Raw genomic sequence first — 19,918 nt, 5'->3', positions numbered from 1 at the left:
GCGGCCGAGTTCCGAAACCGGGAGCACGCAACCCCCTAGGTTCGTCCGCGCGGGCGTTGGGCCTGGTCCCAAGCCGCCGTCACCTCTTGCGGGGGAATGTCGACACGCTTGATCGGTAGCAGCTGTCCGGACGCAGAGATGATCGCGGTCTCCTCACGGCGGCAGCGCGGACAGACGAAGCGAACCTCATGCGGCTGCGCCGACCAGCTCGCGCGTTTGACGTTGGCCGCCATCGGCCAAGCCTCGCAATGCGAGCAAGACACCAGAAACCGGCCGGGATCGAGCATACCCATCCACAAGGACTCCGTCTCCTGCCCACCTACTCCCAATGATTATCCCATGTGATCGTTCCGGTGTCGTGGCACCGCCAACCGACATCAGCGCTCGCTCTTCCCCGGTCGCGGCCACATCCGTGCCAATGTTCCGTCGCGTATCACCGGTTTCGCATCAGGCTTCGTCGGCAATCCCGTTGCGCAGGCAGCCGATCTTGTCGATCTCGACCTCGACGACATCGCCCGCCTTCATCCAGATCGGCGGCGTGCGCCTGGAGCCGACGCCACCCGGCGTGCCGGTGGCGATGACGTCGCCGGGCTCGAGCCGGGTGAACTGCGAGCAATATTCGATCTGGCGCGGGATATCGAAGATCATCTGGTCGATCGTGGTGTCCTGCACCACCTCGCCATTGAGCCGGGTCTGCAAGCGCAGCGGACCGACATCGCCGACCTCGTCCGGCGTCACCAGATACGGGCCGAAGCCGCCGGTTGAAGGAAAATTCTTGCCCGGCGTGAACTGGTGGGTGTGGCGCTGATAGTCGCGCACGCTGCCCTCGTTGTAGCAGGCATAGCCGGCGATATGGCCCCAGGCCTCGCTGCGCGAAATGTAACGACCGGGCTTGCCGATCACGACCGCGAGTTCGCCCTCGAAGTCGAGCTGGGTCGAGACTCTCGGGCGGATGATGTCCGTGAGATGGCCGGTCTGGCTGTTGGCGAAGCGAGCGAACACGGTGGGATTCTCGACCTCCGTGCGCCCGGTCTCCTTGCGATGATTTTCGTAGTTCAACCCGATGCAGAGGATCTTGTCGGGGTTCGGGATCACCGGTAGAAACGTGATCTTCGACAGCGGATGGCGTTTCGCCCTGGCGGCGGCCGCAGCCGCCTCTGCCAGGGCGCCTGCTGCGATCGCCGATTTCAGGTCGGGGTAGCGATCCCTCAGAATAGGGCCGAGATCGGCCGCGCTGTCGCCCTCCACGAGGCCCCACGAGGCGGCGTTGTCGACGTTGAAGCTTGCGAATTTCATGTGGTGTCCTTGATGTTGGAAGGGGCCGATCAGGTCGACGTGGCAGGAAGAACGGTAGCTGAAGATGACCGCGAGGAGGTCTTCGCAAAACGCGCGATGGTCCGCTCCGGGAAGATGAGTGCGAAAGCGGCAACCGCGCCGACAATGAGAATGCCGGCAGTGAATGTCATGGCGTGCGCATAGCCGAGCGCGCTGTTGCTGCCCGCTTCGCCGACGATCCATCCGGTCAGCGCATTCGAGAACAGCGCGGATGCCGCATTGCCCGAGTAAATCACGACGATCAACCGGCCGCGCTGGGCGGCCGGCGCCACTGCGCCAAGCGCCACCGGACCGAAGATCGTGGTCAGGCTGGGCGCCGCGAAGGCGATCGCCACGCAGACGAGCTGGAGCGCGCCCGAGGTCACGATGCTGAGCAGCAGCGCACATCCGGCGATCAGCAGCGCCAATCCCGATGCGTTGCCAAGGCAGGCGCGCAAGCTCCAGCCCCGACGCTGAAGCGCTTGCGTGATCCAGGAGCCGCTGAGCAACAGCGGCGACTGGAACATGTAGATGGCCGAAATGATCCAGCCGACATCGGTCGGCTTGTAGCCGAGCCCGAGTTGGAGGAACGGCGGCAGCCATGTCGCGGAGATGCCGACGATCCAGTACGACATGGTCGACATGATGATGACGCCGATCACCGTCGGGTCGCACCATAACAGGCGCGCCGGCAGGTTTGGCGCGGCTGCCGGCGCATCCTGGCGGGCGGTCGTGGCAGCGTAAGGTCCTCTCCGCCGACGATGCTCCAGGCGACCATCCAGGCGATGCCGAGCAGGCCGCACGCGAGAAAGCCCGCACGCCAGCCGTAACTGATGATCACATAGGTCAGCAGCGGGCCGCCGGCCAAAAGCCCGACGCTGATGCCCTGGAGGACCACCGCACTTGGAACGCTGCGCTTGTCGGCGGGAAACCAGTTGTAGCAGGCGTGCAACGCCGTGGGCAGGCCTGGCCCCTCGCCCGCGCCGAGAAGAATTCGGCACACGACCAGCACCATGACGGAGCTCGAGAAGAACACCGGAAGCTGCGTCGCCGACCAGACGGCGGCGAGCAGCATCAAGATCCACTTCACGGGAAATCGGCCGATGACGAACAGTCCGACCGCCATGCCCGAGAGCGAGAACAGCAGAAAGAAGCTGCTGCCGATGAGGCCGAACTCCTTCGGGCTGAGCGACAGCTCCTTCATCATCGGCACCGCCGAGAGACCGAAGACAAGCTTGTCGAAGAAATTGATCGTCTGGAACAGAAACAGCATGATGAGGACGGCGTAGGCGCGCGCGGGCACCGCGGGCGCCGTGGTCAAGCTCGGCGATGTCGACATGATTTCCCCCTGTTGAATTTTATTGCTGTTTTGTTCATCGCAGCCGCGCCTCCAGACCGGACAGCATCGCCGCTAGCGCGGCTTCATCGGCCGCAACGCCGTAGACGTAGTGATCGGGGCGCACGATCGCAGCCGCGCAGGCGTGCCGTGCGAACCACCGCGCCACCACGCCACTCTCTTCCCGCAGCACATCCGGCGCAGCATCGCGATCCGCCTCCGCGATTCCTATCAGGCGCAAGCCCATCTCCCCGGCGCGGGCCGCGATCGCACGCGAGCGCGCCAACGCGCTGTCGCCCCCGAGCACGAGCCGCCATCCGGCGCCGCAGACCGCGTCGAGCAATTGCCGGCCGCCTGCGGTCAGCACCCACGGCTGCGGAAACAGCGTACCGTTCGCGGCATGCGGCACCTCGGCGCGCAGGCCACAGCTGAGCGGCGGCACGATCTCCTGACGGGTGATGGTACGCGGCACGCCGCCGCTTTCGCTGAGGATGCGGGCATCGCGTGCGGCGGCCGCGTCCGGATCGCGCTCGCAAATGACATGACCGATCGCCTTGATGCGCGTCGTCAGTTCGCGGACATGGGCACTGCGTTCGTCCTGGTAGGTGTCGAGCAGCGCCGTGCCGGAGTCTCCGCGCAAGACCCGCGCGAGCTTCCAGACCAAATTGGCGACGTCGCGAATGCCCTGGCACATGCCCTGTCCGATGAACGGCGGCTGCTGGTGAGCGGCATCTCCGGCGAGGAAGACGCGCCCTTCGCGCCATTTGCTGGCGACGAGGGCGTGGAAGCGATAGCTCGCCGCCCGCCACAGCTTGGCATCACCGGGCGTCAGCCAGCGCGCGAGGAGCCGCCAGACCTGCTCGGGCTGCTCCATCGCGCGCGGATCCTCGTCCGGCAGCAGCATGATCTCGAAACGCCGATGCGAGCCGGGTCCGACGATATAGGTGGTCGGCCGCGCCGGATCGCAGAACTGCGCCGCCGTCCGCGGCAGTTTTGCAATCCCCGCATCGTTGACGTTGAGATCGATTACGAGCCAGGGCTCGTCGAACACCAGATCGTCAAAGCCGATTCCAAGCTGCCGGCGGACCGGACTCGACGCGCCATCGCAGGCGATGACATAAACGGCGGCGACATTCCTTGTGCCCTGGTCGTCGCGCAATTCGAGCGTGACGCCGTTCGGCGCCTCGTCGAGCCGGAGCAGTTCGGTACCGAGCTCCACGACGACCGACGGGAGGGATCGCGCATGCGCGCGCAAGATCTCTTCGACCGGCGGCTGGGTGAACACCATGGTCGGCGTATAGCCGAGCGGATAAGGCTCGCTCACCATGTCGATGCGGCGGATCAACTGGCCGCGCGCACCGAAATGTTCGGAAGCCGGGAACGGCGCAATGTACGGACGCAGCTGCCCGGCAATTCCGAGATTGTCGAACAGCCGCAGGATCTCGTGATCGATTGCGATCGCGCGCGGCTTGTCGTAGACGGCGCGGTCCCGGTCGACGGCCAGCGTGCGGATACCTTGCGCGCCCAGCAGGCTGGCGGCGACGGCGCCTGACGGACCGAAGCCCACGACAGCGATCTGAAACTCGTTCGCGCGGTTCGAACTGGATACCAAGCTCTGCACACCCCGTGTGAGTGTTGATGAATGGCCGCGCTCAGGGCGCGGCGTAGCGAACGGACAATTGCGCCGCCTTGACGCGTTCAGCCTTCGGCGGCGCGATGCCCCATTGATCGGTGCGGCCGGGCGGCCAGACCCACTGATCCGGCCCCCGCACGACGTAGCTGTCGTCGACCTGAAGCACCTCGGCGGTGTATTCGATCACGGTTCCCACCGGATCGATGAAATAGGAGAACACGTTGTCGCCGGGCCCGTGGCGCCCGACGCCCCAGGCAATCGGAAAGCCGGCATCGATCATCCGCCCCGAGCCGCGCATCACGGCCTCCAGGCTCGGCATCAGGAAGGCAACGTGATTGAGTCCGTTGACCTTGGCGTCGGCGATCACGACCGCATGGTGATCGCTGTTGCAGCGGACGAACGCCATCGCCTTCGAACGGTCGGTGAGCCGGAAGCCGAGCGCGCTCTCGTAGAACGCGGCGGAGCGATCGACATCGGTGCTGTTGAGATTGACGTGCGCGAGCCGTTCAGGCCGGTCGCCTTGCTGGGGCTCCGCGGCATGGCTGATATCCCCGTGAACGAAACGGAGGAGGCCGCCTTCGGGCGCGCGAATGGTCATCGCCACGCCGCCATCGGGCGCGTCGTTGGGCGTCGGGCCGCGGAGCAACTGAGCTCCTTCGGCAACAGCCCGGGCGGCAATGGAAGCAAGATCGTCCGGCCTCGCGACGCGAAAAGTCACCGCGCCGAGCTCCGGCCGCTCGCTCTGGTAGAGCGCGACGACGTGATGATCGCTGCCGGTTGCGCGCAGATAGACGATGCCGGCCGCGCGCGCGACGAGCGCAAGACCCCAGACCTCGCAATAGAATCTCACGGACCCGTCCAGGTCCGGCGTGCCGAGCTCGACGCTGCGCAGCGCTGTCACCGGAAACCGGGGCATAAGACGTTCCTCCGTTAGGTCGCCGGCGAGGCTCTTTTTGATCGTGGTCGTTGGTCAGCGGCCAAGCGCATCGATCTTTTATTACACAAAACGAATTTCACAAGAATAATTTATAGATTTTTTGGAGATCATCGGTAGATGTATATGATATGTATCGTCGCTTGAACCAAAACCGGAGATCTGAGCAGTGGATGTGACTGCGGCGCTCCCTTGTCGGCGCCCTCGACGCAGGCGAGCCATGTCTACGACCGCCTGCGCGAGGACCTGTTGTCCGGACGCCTCGCGCCGTCGCGCAAGCTGCAAATGCGGTTTCTGATGGAGACCTATCAAACCGGTCAAACGCCGCTGCGCGAAGCGCTCAACCGGCTGACCGCCGACGGACTCGTCGAGGTCCGCGAGCAGCGCGGCTTCTACGTCAAGGACGTCAGCCGTGCCGAGCTTGCCGAGCTCACCAAGACGCGCTGTTGGGTCGAGGCTCTTGCGTTGCGTGAATCGATGGCGGCGTCCACGCCCCAGTGGGAGGAGCAACTCGTGCTCGCGCAGCATCGGCTGAGCCGCGTGCCACGATCGCTGAGCGCCACGGAGTTCGAGGACAATTCCGAATGGGAGCGGCTACATCGCATCTACCATCGGGCCCTGATCGGCCAGTGCGGTTCGCAATCCCTCATCGCGTTCTGCGGCCAGCTTGCCGACCAGCTCTATCGCTACCGGCGGCTGTCGATCAGCAAGGCCTTTCCCTCGCGCCATGTCGGTGACGAGCATGCGGCGATCGTGGATGCGGTGTTGAGCGGGGATTCCGATCTGGCAGTGGCGCTGCTCACGGCTCACTATCGGCGAACCGCCGACGTCATTCTCCAGGACGAGACGATTTTCCCGGAATTGCGGCGCGAAGCGGGCCGCGGCTGACGGACGCCGCAGCCTCGGGCCTTGCTTTCAATGCGCGCCGCGCAGCGTGCAGGAGGTGGTGCATGTGACCGTATTGCCGTGGTCGCACGACTTGCAGGCGGCAACGCACTGGTTCATGTCGCGGGGATTGTAGGAGCTGTAGTTCCGCAGCGCGCAGAGCGGTGTCGAGCCCGTGACGTCCTGCTCCTGATTGCAGGCTGCCGTCACAAGCGCCAACAAGATGACCGCAAACAGACGCATGGGATGTCAACCATCGGACCAGCTACGGGCAATTTCGCATGGCGACGTTGCCCCAGGCATTCCCATCATCGGGAAGCGCAATACGCGACTCCCCGCTTCCCCCTTGAGAATGCGTCTCAATCGTTAACAACGGATTGCGATCGCGTGCCATCCGGCAAACGCGGCGATGCCGCGTCCTGCCTCGTTCCAACTGGAACCGTTAGGCCATTTCAGGCCGCAGCCCTGGTCGCGATCGCCTGACGCATGTCGACCGCAAGCTGACGGTACTGCTCCCCGAGCTTCAGGTAGAACTCGCGCTTTTTGCTGTCGGTGGCGAGCTTGGCAATCAGCTCGCATTCAGCGGTGAGCGTCTCGAACCGCTCCAGCCTGTCCTCAAGTTCTGTCATTGGCGTATCCCCATTAAACGCCTCAAGGACAGCAAACCTAAGCCCGGAAATTAGGTCACAGCGAACATCGTTATGAGGTAGAATAAATTATTCGCGGATGGATGGCTATTTGCTCTCCAACCGCCAGGCGCCGTCCCAATCGGCGGGCGGCGGACTGGTCTCGAACTGCGCGATGCGGGTGAGCATGTTGCGCGCGGGGCCGTCGCCGGGGCGCTCTCGAGCGCGGCGTTGAACGCGGTGCGTGCATCATCGAAGCGGCGCGCCCGATAGGCGGCGAGACCCTCGGCGTAATGCGTCCGCAGGCTCTCCTGCGCAGCCGTGAGCGCGCCCGCCCTGCCCATGACCTCGAAGACCGGCTGCGGTGCACTCTGGCCCACAACTGCGAGACGGTCGATCTCGCGCAATTCGAGGAGCGCGCCGATCGCCTCGGCGGTCGCCTGCGAGATCAGGATGCGGGTGCCATAGACCTTGTTGACGGCCTCCAGCCGGGAGGCGAGGTTCACCGCGTCGCCCATCACCGTAAAGCTCATCATCAGCTCGGAGCCGATGCTGCCGGTCAGGACCTCGCCGGTGGCGATGCCGATGCGCAAGTCGCACGGCACCGGCATGGCGCGGATGCCGAGCAGATCCGGCAATTGCTTCTGCAGCGCGGGCAGTTCATCGGCCATCTCAATGGCGGTAAGCCCGGCGAGCAGCGCCTGCTCGTCCTCCTCGACGAAGGGCGGGCCCCAATAGGACATGATGGCGTCGCCGATATATTTGTCGATCACGCCGCGGTTGTTCCGGATCGGAGCGGACATCACCGTGAAATAGTGGTTCATCACCTTGACGAGGCCGCGCGGGGTCATGCCCTCGCTCATCGAGGTGAAGCCGCTCATGTCAGAAAACATGATGGTCATCACCCGGCGCTGGCCGTCGATGGCGATTTCGGGCCGGTCGATCAGCCCCTGCACCACCTTGGGATCGATATAGCGGCCGAACGTCTCGCGGATGCGCTCGTTGTGGCGCAACTGCTCGATCATGCGGTTGAAGGCGGCGGCGAGTTCGCCGATCTCGTCCTGGGTCGAGACCGTGATGGACTTATCGAAGCGGCCCGCCTCGACCTCACGGGTGCCGGCAAGCAGCAGCCGCACCGGGCGGGTGATGCCGCTCGAGACCAGCAGCGCAAAGGCAAATCCGACCACCGCCGCCAGGATTGTGACGATGCCGGAAATGATGATCGCCTGCCGCTGGTGCCGGATCACCTGCGACGTAGAGACGAAAACCTGCTTCAGCATGTCGGCCCGGATCGCGTCGATGTTCTGGTTGAACTGGTCGCGCAGCGCGTCGATATGCTCCAGCGTATTGCGGGCCTCTATCATCTGCTGGGCGTCGATCTGCTTGAGCAGCTTCGCGTGGTCCTCGTTCTGATCGCGGCGCAGCTCGGTGACGGCGGTCTCGATCCGGGTCTCGATACGGGCCAGCGCGGCATTGTCGGAAGGCGTCCTGGTATCGTCGATGATCGCGTTGATCTGCTTGCGCGCGCTCTCGGCCTCCTGCTCGATCTTGCGGTCAGCGTCCTCGAACTCGCGCAAGCGCGCCGCATAGGCCTCCTCGTCCGCTGGCGACTGCATCTTCGTCATCACCATGCGCCGCAGCGCCACCGCCCGCTCCAGCGAACGGATATTGGCGCGCGCCAGATCTCCGTAGGCCGGGATGTAGCGGTTGGTCAGCTCGTCAAGGAGGATGCCGACCTGGCTGGACATCACCATCGACAGGATCGAGGTGACCAGCATCAGGACGATCAATCCGAGGGCGATGCCGACGATCTTGCGCCGGATCGATTGGTTGAAAATCGGCATGGGCGTGGGGCTGATGGCTGCAAGGACGGGTCTGGAACCCTCAATACACCGGATTCAGGCACGGGAACACGTGCATTTCCGGCCGTTTGCTGCGTCCTGACCGTCCGTAACCATGCGTGAGCCCTCTTCATCAACAAGGGTTAAAAGGTCCCATCTATCCTCCGTTGCACAGGTTCCCGCGTTCCATCCGTATTTTGCCGCATTGTTGCGGGAGCGTGAGGAATGCGCAACGATGCCGTGTCGCCGTTTTTGACATCGTTCTGATTCTCGAGCCGCATGTCGTCGCGGACTTTGGTTTGTACTGGTTTCGCAGGGGGACCACGCAATGAACCAGTGCCTACGCTCGCTCGCGTGTGTCGTTGCCATGGCCGCACTGGCGCTCCTCCCGACGGAGCTGGCAGCGAAGAGCAAATCATCAGCGCCGAAGAAGACGCATGAGGCCAAAGCCGGCAAGCAGCGCCATGCTGCGAGCGCCAAGCACGGCAAGCATGCCGAGGCCAAGCGCAAATCGAAGCAGCAGGACGACGGGTCCGCGGAGAAGCCCGCGCCGCCGCCGCTGACCGGCGACCTCGCCGCACTCAAGGACGCCATCGACCTTGCACGCAAGGGCAAGACCGATGACGCGACCGCGGCGCGCGACCGCATTGCCGATCCCGCCGGACAAAAGCTCGCCGACTGGTTCATGCTGCGCCATTCCGAGAGCACGGCTAATTTCAAGCGCTACGCCGCCTTCCTCACCGCCAATCCGGATTGGCCGAGCGCCGCGCTGCTGCGCCGGCGCGCCGAGGCGCGGCTGTGGCAGGAGAAGACCGATGCGGCCACGGTTCACGCCTTCACAATGGACCGGCCGACCAGTGCCAAGGGCAGTTTCGCGCTCGCCCGCGTGCTGCTCGCCGAAGGCGACAGCGACAGGGCCGCGCGTCTGGTGCGCGAGGCCTGGCGCTCGGAGGAACTGTCCGAGCGCAGCGAAGAGGATTCCTACGCAGCGTTCCGCGATCTCCTCACCGCCGAGGATCGTCGTGCCCGCATGGACAAGCGCCTGGGCGCCAAGGACTATGCCGGCGCGCGGCGCGCTGCAAAACATCTCGGCGAGGATGCGCTCGCGATCGTAAAAGCCTGCGCCGCGGTCAACGGCAAGGAGAACAAGGCCAAGGATTATCTCGAGGACGTATCGGTCGATGCGCGCCGCGATCTCGGCTATGTCCTGTGCCGCGCGCAATGGCACCTGCAGAAGGACCGCATCGACGATGCCGCCGAACTGATCCTCGCTGCGGCGCCCGACACCATGGCGGCGCAGGATACCGATGCCTGGTGGCGCGAGCGCCGCCTGCTGGCGCGAAAGCTGCTCGACCAGGGCAAGTCCAGGACGGCCTATGACGTGGTGCGCGCGGCCGCGGTGCCGGCGATGGAAGTCTATCGCGTCGATTATCACTTCATGTGCGGCTGGATCGCGCTGCGCTATCTCGACGATCCCAAGACCGCGATGATGCACTTTGCGGCGATCGACGAGGGTTCGCCCAATCCGCTCGCGCTGTCGCGCGCCCATTACTGGCGCGGACGCGCGGCCGAAGCCATGGGGGCCACAGCCGACGCGCGCATGAGCTACAGGGCCGCCGCGCGCTATCCGACCGCCTATTACGGCCAGCTCGCCCATGCACGGCTCGGCCTTCAGGGATCGAGCTGCGGGCGCCCTCGCCCGTGCTGGCCTCCGCCGACAAGCCGGCCGCGGACGAGCGCGTGCGCGCCGCCGAGATGCTGTACGAGATCGGCGAGCGCGACACGGTGTACTACTTCGCCGAGGAGTTCGCCAAGGAGAGCACCGATGTCGCGGCGCTGCAAGCGCTCGGCGATCTCGCCGGCCGACGCAACGACGCGCGCGTCATGCTCGAAGTCGGCAAGTCGGCGCTGGCGCGCGGGCTGGCGCTCGACCAATACGCCTTCCCGACCATCGGCATCCCCGAGCACAAGCAGGTCGCGCCCGCGATCGAGGCCAGCGTGATCTATTCGGTGGCGCGGACCGAGAGCTCGTTCAACCAGCGCGACAAGTCGGCCGCCAACGCAGTCGGCCTGATGCAGGTGACGCCGGAGGCGGGCCGCGACACCGCAAAGCGCTTCGGCGTGACCTATGACTGGGACAGGATGGTGTCCGATCCCGTCTACAACACGCAGATGGGCGCCGCCGAACTCAGCGCGTTGCTGTCGGAATATCGTGGCAACCAGATCATGACATTCGCCGGCTACAATGCCGGCCGCGGCCGGGTGCGCGAATGGGTGCAGGCGCACGGCGACCCGCGCGACCCCAACATCGATCCGGTCGACTGGGTCGAGCGCATCCCGCTGTCGGAGACGCGCAACTACGTCCAGCGCGTGATGGAAAACGTGCTGGTTTACCGCGCACGGTTCGAGGGCAGCGGTATGGTGGCCGGCAAGAGCGACCAGCGCGTGGTGACGCAAGATGCCAGCGCCAAGGCGACGCCGGTGGGATTCGCGGGGCCGGAGTGAGGCCTAACTCCTCATCCTGAGAGCTTGTGAAGCAGGCGTCCCGAAGGATGAAGGCCCCGACCTTGCCCGCGGTCATCCTTCGAGACGGCCGCGGAGCCTGTCATCGGGCCGCGCTTCGCGCGGACCGTTGGCGGCCTCCTCAGGATGAGGTCAGAGCGTGTGCAATGCGCGGCGAGCGCTCTCATTCCACCGTGATTTTCGCTGCCTTGATGATCGGCCACCACTTTGCGATTTCGGCTTTCTGCCGGGCGCCGAGCGCCTCCGGCGTGAGCTGATCCTTGGGCGTCATCTCCAGGCCCTGGCTTTCGAGCTGCTTCTTCACGCCGGGATCGTTCAACGCTTCCACGGCGGCCGCATTGAGCCTGGTGACGATCTCCTTTGGCGTGCCCTTCGGCACCCACAGGCCCGACCACAGCGTCATGTTGAAGCCCTTCAGGCCCGCTTCATCCGCGGTCGGGATGTCGGGCGCCGAAGCGAGGCGCTTGTCGTCGGTGATGGCGTAGGCCCGGATGGTGCCGGCGCGAACCTGGTTGATTGAGTTGGAGGTCTGGTCGACGATGATGTCGATCTGGCCGGCGATCAGATCGTTCAGCGCGGGCGCGGTGCCGCGATAGGGTACGTATTGCAGCTTGATGCCGGAGACGCTCTCGAAATAAACGCCGGCGATGTGGCTGCCGGAACCGGCACCGGCGGTGCCGGCCGTCGGCGGCGATGGTCGCGATTTAAGCCACGCCAGCAATTCCTTCAGCGAGGTCGCAGGCACGGCGTTCTTGCTGACCACGATCATCGGGTTGCTCGGCAGCAGCACCACCGGCTCGAGATCGGCAACGAGATCGTAGTTGAGCTTGTAGACGGCGCCGTTGGCGACGTGGGTGCCGAGATGGCCGAAGGAGATGGTGTAGCCGTCCGGCGGCGAGTGCACGGCGCGCCCCACCCCGATCGAGCCGCCGGCGCCGGTGACGTTCTCGATCACCAGGGGCTGGCCGAGCGAGGTGCGCATCCGCTCGGCGAGCACGCGCGCCATCGCATCCGACGGGCCGCCGGCCGCGAAGGGAACGATGATGGTAATGGGATGCGACGGATAATCATCGGCGCGCGCGCTGCCTGCGAGAGCGAGAATACCGATCAGCCCGGCCCAGACGGCCTTGTTCATTGTGTTCTCCCCGACGATGTCGTTTCTGTTTTTGTCTCTTCCCGCGTACGGGAAGAGAGCTCGTTCGTGAAGAGACGAAATGACGCGCTAGAACTGCGTGTAGTCGATCGGCTTGTGGCGATCGAGCGTGCGGGTGACCGGCGGCAGCGGGTATTTCAGGCCCGTGGCGCAGTTGAACAGCATCACGCGGTCAGTTTTGCCGACGCGGCCGTCGGCGAGGCTCTCCTTGTAGGCGGCGTAGGTCGCGGCACCCTCCGGGCACAGCAACAGCCCCTCCTCGCGCGCCACCTCGTTCAGCGCCGCCGAGATCTTGTCGTCGTCGACCGCGATGGCAAAACCCTTGCTCTCGCGCACGGCGCGCAAAATCAGGAAGTCGCCGATCGCCTGCGGCACGCGGATGCCGGAGGCGATGGTGTGGGCGTCCTCCCAGCGCGTGGCGTGCTCGGTGCCGGCCTCATAGGCGCGCACCATCGGTGCGCAGCCCGAAGCCTGCACCGCGACCATGCGCGGACGCTTCGAGCCGATGAAGCCGATCTTCTCCAGCTCGTCGAACGCCTTCCACATGCCGATCAGGCCGGTGCCGCCGCCGGTCGGATAGAAGATCACGTCGGGCACGTCCCAGCCGAGCTGCTCCGCAAGCTCCAGCCCCATCGTCTTCTTGCCTTCGATGCGGTAGGGCTCCTTCAAGGTCGAGGTGTCGAACCAGCCGACCTTTGCTTTCCCCTCGCCGACGATCTTGCCGCAATCATCGATATAGCCGTTGACGCGATAGACGGTCGCGCCCTGCAGCTCGATCTCGCTGACATTCACCTCTGGCGTATCGGCCGGGCAGAAGATCGTGGTCTTGATGCCGCAGGAGGTCGCATAGGCCGCGAGCGCAGCGCCGGCATTGCCGTTGGTCGGCATCGCCATGTGCTTGATGCCGAGCGCCTTGCCCATCGACACCGCCATCACCAGGCCGCGCGCCTTGAACGAGCCGGTCGGCAGCCGGCCCTCGTCCTTGACGATGATCTCGCCGCCGCCGAGCTTCTTGCCGAGCTTGGGTAGCCGGATCAGCGGCGTGGTGACTTCGCCGAGCGAGACGATGTCCTTGCATTTGCGCACCGGCAGCAGCTCGCGATAGCGCCACATGTCGGCGGGGCGCTGGCCAAGCGCATCCTTGGTCAGCGCCTTCTTCGCGCCGACGAGGTCGTAACGCACCAGCAGCGGCTTGCCGGCCTTGGAGAGATTGTGGACCTGATCAGCCGCATAATGATCGCCCTCCATCGCGCATTCGAGGTGGGTGACGAAGGTCGGGCGTTCGATGGTCAGATTGTCGTTGTCGTGCATGGGGTGATTTCCTTCTTATTGTGCAAACGGCTCTCGCCGCTCGTCATTGCGAGCGCAGCAACGCAATCCAGAATCTTTCCGCAGAGACAGTCTGGATTGCTTCCGCTCGCGATGAGGGGGTGGCGATCAAATGTTCAGCACCCGCCCGTAGGCATCCAGCACGGCTTCCTTCATCATCTCCGACAGGGTCGGATGCGGGAACACCGTGTGCATCAGCTCTTCTTCCGTGGTCTCCAGATTCATGGCGACGACGTAGCCCTGGATCAGTTCGGTCACCTCGGCGCCGACCATGTGGGCACCGAGCAGCTGGCCGGTTTTCTTGTCGAAGATCACCTTGACCAGGCCCTGGTCCTCGCCAAGCGCGATCGCCTTGCCGTTGCCGACGAAGGGGAAGCGACCGACGCGGATCTCGCGCCCGTTCTCCTTGGCCTTGGCTTCCGTGAGGCCGACCGAGGCAACCTGCGGCTGGCAATAGGTGCAGCCCGGGATCATCAGCTTGTCCATGGGATGCGGATGCAGGCCCTTGATCGCCTCGACGCAGATCACGCCTTCATGCTCGGCCTTGTGCGCGAGCATCGGTGGGCCCGCGACGTCGCCGATGGCGTAGATGCCGGGAATATTGGTCTTGCCGTAGCCGTCGATCACGATGCAGCCGCGGTCGGTCTTCACGCCGAGCTTTTCGAGGCCGAGATTCTCGATATTCCCGACGACGCCGACCGCCGAGATCACGCGCTCGAACTCGGCGGTCTGTTTTGTCTTGCCGTCGTCCAGCGTTGCGACGACGCTGTCGCTCTTCTTCTCCAGCTTGGTGACGCCCGTGTTGGTGAGGATCTTGATGCCCTGCTTCTCGAGACGCTTGCGGGCAAGTCCGGCAATTTCGGCGTCCTCGACCGGCAGGATCTGCGGCAGCACCTCGACCACCGTGACGTCCGAGCCCATCGTCTTGAAGAAAGATGCGAACTCGATGCCGATCGCGCCCGAGCCCATCACCAGCAGCGATTTCGGCATCCGCTCCGGCACCATCGCCTCGAAGTAGGTCCAGATCAGCTTCTTGTCGGGCTCGAGCCCCGGCAGCACGCGCGGCCGCGCGCCGGTCGCGACAATGATGTGCTTGGCCTGATAGCTCCCCTCGCCGAGCGACCCCTTCGGTGCCTCGACGTCGGACTTCTTCACGGTGACCTTGCCGGGCGCGTCGATCGAGGCGGCGCCCCAAATCACGCTCACCTTGTTCTTCTTCATCAGGAAGCCGACGCCGTCGTTGAGCCGCTTGGAGACGCCGCGCGAACGCTGCACCACCGCCTTCGGATCGAAAGAGACGTTATCGGCCGACAGGCCGTAATCCTTGGCGTGCTGCATGTAGTGATAAATCTCGGCCGAGCGCAGCAGCGCCTTGGTCGGGATGCAGCCCCAGTTCAGGCAGATGCCGCCAAGATAGGATTTCTCAACGATCGCGACCTTGAAGCCGAGCTGCGCGGCCCGGATAGCGGTGACATAGCCGCCAGGACCGGAGCCGATGATGATGACGTCGAAGGATGTGTCGGCCATGCTTTGCGCTCGTTCCCGTTCAACCGGTCTCAATGTTCGAGACCGTCATTGCGAGGAGCTCTTGCGACGAAGCAATCCAGTCTGCCGGTCACGTGCTGGATTGCTTCGCTTCGCTCGCAATGACGACGCGAATTCTCTCGTCACACCATCATCATGACGGGATTTTCGATCAGCTGCTTGAAGGCGCCGATCAGCTCGGCGCCGAGCGCGCCGTCGATGGCGCGGTGATCGCAGGACAGCGTCACGCTCATCATGTGCGCGACCTCGATCTTGCCGCCGCGCACGACGGGACGCTCCTCGCTGGTGCCGACCGCGAGGATGGTGGCATGCGGCGGGTTGATCACCGCGGTGAAGTGGCTGATGCCGTACATGCCGAGGTTGGAGACGGCGGTGGTGCCGCCCTGGTATTCCTCGGGCTTCAGCTTGCGCGAACGGGCGCGCGCGGCAAAATCCTTCATCTCGTTGGAGATGGTCGAGAGCGTCTTGGTCTCGGCCTTGCGGATGATCGGCGTGATCAGGCCGCCCGGCATCGCAACGGCAACGCCGACGTCGGAATGATGGTGCTTGACCATGCCGCTTTCGGTCCAGCTGACGTTGCAGTTCGGGATCTTCTGCAGCGCGACCGCCATCGCCTTGATGACGAAGTCGTTGACCGAGATCTTGTAGAGTGGCTTCTTCTCCTTGTCCTTCGGCGCGGCGGCGTTGATCTCCTCGCGCGCGGCGAGGAGCTTGCCGATGTCGCAGTCGATAGTCAGGTAGAAGTGCGGGACGTTCTGGATCGACGCGGTCAGGCGCTGCGCGATGGTACGACGCATGCCGTCATGCGGGACGATGTCGTAGGAGCCGGGCTCGAACAGCGACAGGATCTGCTTGTCCGACATCGTCGGTGCGATCGAGGGCGCACCACGACGGTGTCGCGGCGGGCGCTTTGAGGCCCTTGCCGGACTTGGCCTGCTCGACGTCGCGTGCAACGACGCGGCCGTGCGGGCCGGTTCCGGTGACCATGCCGACATCGATGCCGGCGTCCTTGGCGAGACGCCGCGCCAGCGGCGAGGAGAACACGCGGCCGCCATGGCCGTTGCTCTGCGCGGCGGGAGCGGCAGCCTGCGGCGCCGGAGCAGCGGCGGCGGGCGCCGCCTTGGGCGCAGCGGGCGCAGGAGCGGCCGCCGCAGCGGGAGGCGCCGTGGCCTTCGGCGGCGCGGCCGAGGCGCTGGGCTTGGCGGCACCAGCGGCCTTCACGTCCTCGCCCTCGCCGGCGAGCACCGCGATCACGTCGTTGACCGGCACGTCCTGCGTGCCCTCGGGCACGAGGATCCTGGCGATCGTGCCCTCGTCGATGGCCTCGACCTCCATGGTGGCCTTGTCGGTCTCGATCTCGGCGATCACATCGCCGGATTTGACCTTGTCGCCTTCCTTCTTCAGCCATTTGGCGAGGTTGCCCTTCTCCATCGTCGGCGAAAGAGCGGGCATCAGGATGTTGATGGGCATGCTGACCTCAAGAAGAATTTTGCAAAACGTCGTCTCCGACAGCGAAGACGAACAGACCAGGTTTAGTTGCCGATGTCGCCTTGCCACAGGCGCTCATTGGCAGGGATGGAACGCCAATTCTTCATCATGGTGATGGAGCGGTCGTCGGCAAGGTCGATCCAGGGAACGCCGAACTTGTCGAGAATATCCTTGGAGCCCTCAACGGTGACGGATTCTCCGATCACCACCAGCTTCACCTTGAACAAGGCGAGCGCGCCGGCGCACATCGAGCATGGTGACAGCGTGGTGTACATGACGGTGTCGTGGAACGAGATCGCACCGGCTTCGCGCAGGCAGCTCATCTCGCCATGAAGGATCGGATTGTTCTCCTGCACGCGGTTGTTGTGACCGCGGGCGATGATCTTGTTGTCGCGCGTCAGCACGGCGCCGATCGGCAGGCCGCCTTGCGCAATCGAGGCTTCCGCTTCGCGGATCGCCTCCAGCATGAGATCGTAATGATGGGATTCGATCGCCACGGTCAGTGTCCCTTCCCGCGCGGCGTCGTGGTGCCGGTGTCGGTCGGACGTTCGATCTCGGCCTGGAACATCTCGAGGATCCGGTTCATCGCGTCCTCCTCGCTATATTCGCTCTCGCGCGCATAGGCGCGCGCGGCATGACGGGCGAGATCGACCAGCAGCAGGCCCCACATGTCGGGCTCCTCGAAGGCGCGTTGGAACGCCATCGACAGCCCGCCATCCAGCACGAACACGCGCAGGATCTCGACCGCATCGTCGCGGGCGAGGACGTCGGGTGGCAGTGGCTGCTCCTTCGGGCCCGTCATGGCCTACCTGTAGCAGACGGCTTTGGCGGCCTCGACGACTTCCGCTGCCGAAGGCAGCGCGAGCTTCTCCAGGTTCGCGGCATAGGGCATCGGCACGTCCTTGCCGGTGATACGCGCGACCGGCGCATCGAGATAGTCGAAGGCGTTCTCCATGATGCGCGCGGCGATCTCGGCGCCGACGCCGCTCTGCGCCCAGCCCTCTTCCACCGTGACGGCGCGGCCGGTCTTCTTGACCGAGTTGATGATGGTCTCGGTGTCCATCGGGCGCAGCGTGCGCAAATCGATCACCTCGGCTTCGATGCCCTCCTTGGCGAGCTCGTCGGCGGCCTTGAGCGCATAGGTCATGCCGTTCGACCAGGAAATGAGGGTGACGTGGCTGCCGGTGCGCACGATGCGCGCCTTGCCGATCGGAATCACGAAGTCGTCGAGCTTCGGCACCTCGCCGGTGTGACCGTAGAGCATCTCGTTCTCGAGGAAGATCACTGGATTGGGATCGCGGATCGCGGCCTTGAGCAGGCCCTTGTAGTCGGCGGCCGAGAACGGCGCGACGACCTTGAGGCCGGGAACGTTGGAGTACCAGGCCGAGTAATCCTGGCTGTGCTGGGCGGCGACGCGCGCAGCCGCGCCGTTCGGTCCGCGGAACACGATCGAGCAGCCCATCTGGCCGCCGGACATATAGAGCGTCTTGGCCGCGGAGTTGATGATCTGGTCGATCGCCTGCATGGCGAAGTTGAAGGTCATGAACTCGACGATCGGCTTCAGGCCCGTCATGGCCGCACCGACCCCGACGCCGGCAAAGCCGTGCTCGGTGATCGGGGTGTCGATGACGCGCCTGGCGCCGAATTCCTGCAGCAGGCCCTGGGTGACCTTGTAGGCGCCCTGATATTCGGCGACCTCTTCGCCCATCACGAAGACGTCGGCGTCGCGGCGCATCTCTTCAGCCATCGCGTCGCGCAGCGCTTCGCGAATGGTCTGGGTGATCATCTCGGTGCCGGCGGGCACCTCCGGATCGGGCTCGGCGACGGCCTGCGGCGCAGGCGCGGCCTTCGGCGCGGGCGCTTCGGCCCTGGCAGCGGCGGGAGGTGCGGATTCCGCAGCCTTCTCCTGCCTGGCCGGCGCGGGCGCCTTGGCGAGATCGGCGGCACTCTCACCGTCGGCGAGGATGGTCGCGATCGGCGTGTTGACGGCAACGTCGGCGGTGCCCTCGGGGATCAGGATCTTGCCGAGCGTGCCCTCATCGGTCGCCTCGACCTCCATGGTGGCCTTGTCGGTCTCGATCTCGGCGATCACGTCGCCGGACTTGATCGTCTCGCCCTCTTTTTTCAGCCATTTGGCGAGGTTGCCCTTTTCCATCGTGGGCGACAACGCGGGCATCAGCACTTGAATTGGCATATCTTCTCCAAGAGAAAGCTTGCGCGCGCTTCAGCGGTAAACGTCGGTCCAGAGCTCGGCGGCATCCGGCTCGGGATCGTGCTGGGCAAAGTCGGCGGACGCATTGACGATGTCGCGCACCTCGGCATCGATCGCCTTGAGGTCGGCCTCGCTGACCTTGGCCGCGAGCAGCCGGTTGCGCACCTGCTCGATCGGATCCTGGTCGTGGCGAACCTTCTCGACCTCCTCGCGCGTGCGATACTTTGCGGGATCGGACATCGAGTGGCCGCGATAGCGGTATGTCTGCATCTCCAGGATCATCGGCCCCTTGCCGGAGCGGCACCAGGCGGCAGCTTCATCAGCCGCCGCCTTGACGGCGCGGACGTCCATGCCATCAACCTGCATTCCGGGGATGTTGAAAGACGCGCCGCGCTTGGAGAAATCCTGCTGCGCCGAGGCGCGCGAGACCGAGGTGCCCATGGCGTAGCGGTTATTCTCGATGACGAAGATCACCGGCAGCTTCCAGAGCTCCGCCATGTTGAAGCTCTCATAGACCTGGCCCTGATTGGCGGCACCGTCGCCGAAATAGGTGACGCTGATATTGCCATTGCCGCGATAATTGTTGGCGAAGGCGAGACCGGTGCCGAGCGAGACCTGGGCCCCCACGATCCCGTGACCACCGTAGAAATGCTTCTCCTTGCTGAACATGTGCATGGAGCCGCCCTTGCCCTTGGAATAGCCGCCGCGGCGCCCCGTGAGCTCGGCCATGACGCCGTTGGCCTCCATGCCGGTGGCAAGCATATGGCCGTGATCGCGATAGCCGGTGATGACCTGATCACCCTCTTTCAGCGCCATCTGCATGCCGACCACCACGGCCTCCTGGCCGATGTAGAGGTGGCAGAACCCGCCGATCGCGCCCATGCCGTAGAGCTGGCCAGCCTTTTCCTCGAATCGCCGGATCAGCAACATAGCGCGGAGCGCCTTCAGCTCCTGCTCCCTGGTGAACTCCGGGGGCGAACCGCCGTCGGTCTTGTTTTGAGGGCTGCTTGCGGCGGCTTTCTTGGGGGCGGCCATGGGAATTCCGGGTCAGAGAAAACTAAGCCCTCTCTAACCCAACTCAATCGCGTGTGAAAGCACC

Annotated in this window: 16 protein-coding genes and 3 pseudogenes; 2 read left to right on the top strand and 17 right to left on the bottom strand. The window is 64.8% G+C overall.

Going from position 1 to position 19,918, the window contains the following annotated elements; all coding sequences use genetic code 11:
* Positions 1 to 35: 35 nt before the first annotated feature.
* The 6 genes from ACTGJ9_RS24055 to ACTGJ9_RS24030 all read right to left on the bottom strand — a co-directional run bounded on the left by ACTGJ9_RS24055 (position 36) and on the right by ACTGJ9_RS24030 (position 5,199).
* Positions 36 to 293 carry a hypothetical protein gene (locus ACTGJ9_RS24055; protein ID WP_456673117.1) on the bottom strand — a complete coding sequence of 86 codons (258 nt, stop codon included), beginning with the start codon at positions 291 to 293 and terminating at the stop codon, positions 36 to 38.
* Positions 294 to 447: 154 nt separating this feature from the next.
* Positions 448 to 1,296, bottom strand: coding sequence for a fumarylacetoacetate hydrolase family protein (locus ACTGJ9_RS24050; protein ID WP_456673116.1), 849 nt, complete (start codon positions 1,294 to 1,296; stop codon positions 448 to 450).
* A gap of 29 nt (positions 1,297 to 1,325) precedes the next feature.
* Complete coding sequence (locus ACTGJ9_RS24045) at positions 1,326 to 1,976, bottom strand: hypothetical protein (RefSeq protein WP_456673115.1); 651 nt, start codon at positions 1,974 to 1,976, stop codon at positions 1,326 to 1,328.
* Positions 1,973 to 2,653 (bottom strand): MFS transporter, encoded by a 681-nt coding sequence (locus ACTGJ9_RS24040; protein ID WP_456673114.1) that lies wholly within the window; start codon positions 2,651 to 2,653, stop codon positions 1,973 to 1,975. The genes ACTGJ9_RS24045 and ACTGJ9_RS24040 overlap by 4 nt, the downstream gene beginning before the upstream one ends.
* Positions 2,654 to 2,687: 34 nt before the next feature.
* Positions 2,688 to 4,262: a bifunctional 3-(3-hydroxy-phenyl)propionate/3-hydroxycinnamic acid hydroxylase gene (locus ACTGJ9_RS24035; RefSeq protein WP_456673113.1), complete on the bottom strand. Its 1,575-nt coding sequence runs from the start codon at positions 4,260 to 4,262 to the stop codon at positions 2,688 to 2,690.
* A 40-nt stretch (positions 4,263 to 4,302) separates the two neighbouring features.
* Positions 4,303 to 5,199, bottom strand: coding sequence for a VOC family protein (locus ACTGJ9_RS24030; protein ID WP_456673112.1), 897 nt, complete (start codon positions 5,197 to 5,199; stop codon positions 4,303 to 4,305).
* A 210-nt stretch (positions 5,200 to 5,409) separates the two neighbouring features.
* Between ACTGJ9_RS24030 and ACTGJ9_RS24025 the strand changes: the two genes are divergently transcribed.
* Positions 5,410 to 6,105 carry a GntR family transcriptional regulator gene (locus ACTGJ9_RS24025; RefSeq protein WP_456673111.1) on the top strand — a complete coding sequence of 232 codons (696 nt, stop codon included), beginning with the start codon at positions 5,410 to 5,412 and terminating at the stop codon, positions 6,103 to 6,105.
* 27 nt (positions 6,106 to 6,132) lie between these two features.
* On the opposite strand, the gene ACTGJ9_RS24020 is transcribed toward ACTGJ9_RS24025, so the two are convergent.
* The 3 genes and pseudogenes from ACTGJ9_RS24020 to ACTGJ9_RS24010 all read right to left on the bottom strand — a co-directional run bounded on the left by ACTGJ9_RS24020 (position 6,133) and on the right by ACTGJ9_RS24010 (position 8,572).
* Positions 6,133 to 6,345 (bottom strand): hypothetical protein, encoded by a 213-nt coding sequence (locus ACTGJ9_RS24020; protein WP_456673110.1) that lies wholly within the window; start codon positions 6,343 to 6,345, stop codon positions 6,133 to 6,135.
* Between the two features lie 209 nt (positions 6,346 to 6,554).
* Positions 6,555 to 6,731 (bottom strand): hypothetical protein, encoded by a 177-nt coding sequence (locus ACTGJ9_RS24015; protein ID WP_234684043.1) that lies wholly within the window; start codon positions 6,729 to 6,731, stop codon positions 6,555 to 6,557.
* 105 nt (positions 6,732 to 6,836) lie between these two features.
* A pseudogene (locus tag ACTGJ9_RS24010) lies at positions 6,837 to 8,572 on the bottom strand (adenylate/guanylate cyclase domain-containing protein).
* A 325-nt stretch (positions 8,573 to 8,897) separates the two neighbouring features.
* On the opposite strand from ACTGJ9_RS24010, the pseudogene ACTGJ9_RS24005 reads away from it, so the two are divergent.
* A pseudogene (locus tag ACTGJ9_RS24005) lies at positions 8,898 to 11,074 on the top strand (lytic transglycosylase domain-containing protein).
* A 181-nt stretch (positions 11,075 to 11,255) separates the two neighbouring features.
* Here ACTGJ9_RS24005 and ACTGJ9_RS24000 read toward each other — a convergent pair.
* From ACTGJ9_RS24000 to pdhA, 8 genes and pseudogenes are all read right to left on the bottom strand, one after another.
* A complete protein-coding gene (locus tag ACTGJ9_RS24000) occupies positions 11,256 to 12,227 on the bottom strand; it encodes a tripartite tricarboxylate transporter substrate binding protein BugD (RefSeq protein ID WP_456673109.1) in 972 nt (323 codons plus the stop codon).
* Positions 12,228 to 12,314: 87 nt separating this feature from the next.
* Positions 12,315 to 13,556, bottom strand: coding sequence for a threonine synthase (locus tag ACTGJ9_RS23995; RefSeq protein WP_456673108.1), 1,242 nt, complete (start codon positions 13,554 to 13,556; stop codon positions 12,315 to 12,317).
* A 126-nt stretch (positions 13,557 to 13,682) separates the two neighbouring features.
* Positions 13,683 to 15,101 carry a dihydrolipoyl dehydrogenase gene (gene lpdA / locus ACTGJ9_RS23990; RefSeq protein WP_456673107.1) on the bottom strand — a complete coding sequence of 473 codons (1,419 nt, stop codon included), beginning with the start codon at positions 15,099 to 15,101 and terminating at the stop codon, positions 13,683 to 13,685.
* A 140-nt stretch (positions 15,102 to 15,241) separates the two neighbouring features.
* Positions 15,242 to 16,589: pseudogene (locus ACTGJ9_RS23985) on the bottom strand (pyruvate dehydrogenase complex dihydrolipoamide acetyltransferase).
* A 62-nt stretch (positions 16,590 to 16,651) separates the two neighbouring features.
* Positions 16,652 to 17,104, bottom strand: a complete 453-nt coding sequence (locus tag ACTGJ9_RS23980; protein ID WP_456673106.1) for a nucleoside deaminase — start codon at positions 17,102 to 17,104, stop codon at positions 16,652 to 16,654.
* 2 nt (positions 17,105 to 17,106) lie between these two features.
* Positions 17,107 to 17,409, bottom strand: a complete 303-nt coding sequence (locus ACTGJ9_RS23975) for a DUF5076 domain-containing protein (protein WP_456673105.1) — start codon at positions 17,407 to 17,409, stop codon at positions 17,107 to 17,109.
* A gap of 3 nt (positions 17,410 to 17,412) precedes the next feature.
* Entirely contained in the window at positions 17,413 to 18,801 is a 1,389-nt protein-coding gene (locus ACTGJ9_RS23970) for a pyruvate dehydrogenase complex E1 component subunit beta (RefSeq protein ID WP_456673104.1), read from the bottom strand.
* Positions 18,802 to 18,831: 30 nt separating this feature from the next.
* Complete coding sequence (gene pdhA, locus ACTGJ9_RS23965) at positions 18,832 to 19,854, bottom strand: pyruvate dehydrogenase (acetyl-transferring) E1 component subunit alpha (RefSeq protein ID WP_456673103.1); 1,023 nt, start codon at positions 19,852 to 19,854, stop codon at positions 18,832 to 18,834.
* Positions 19,855 to 19,918 lie beyond the last annotated feature (64 nt).

The sequence above is a fragment of the Bradyrhizobium sp. RDM12 genome, from assembly GCF_051917485.1.
Taxonomy (GTDB): Bacteria; Pseudomonadota; Alphaproteobacteria; order Rhizobiales; family Xanthobacteraceae; genus Bradyrhizobium.
The sequence above is the reverse complement of the archived record's forward strand: the minus strand, read 5'-3'. Positions and strand labels throughout refer to the sequence as shown.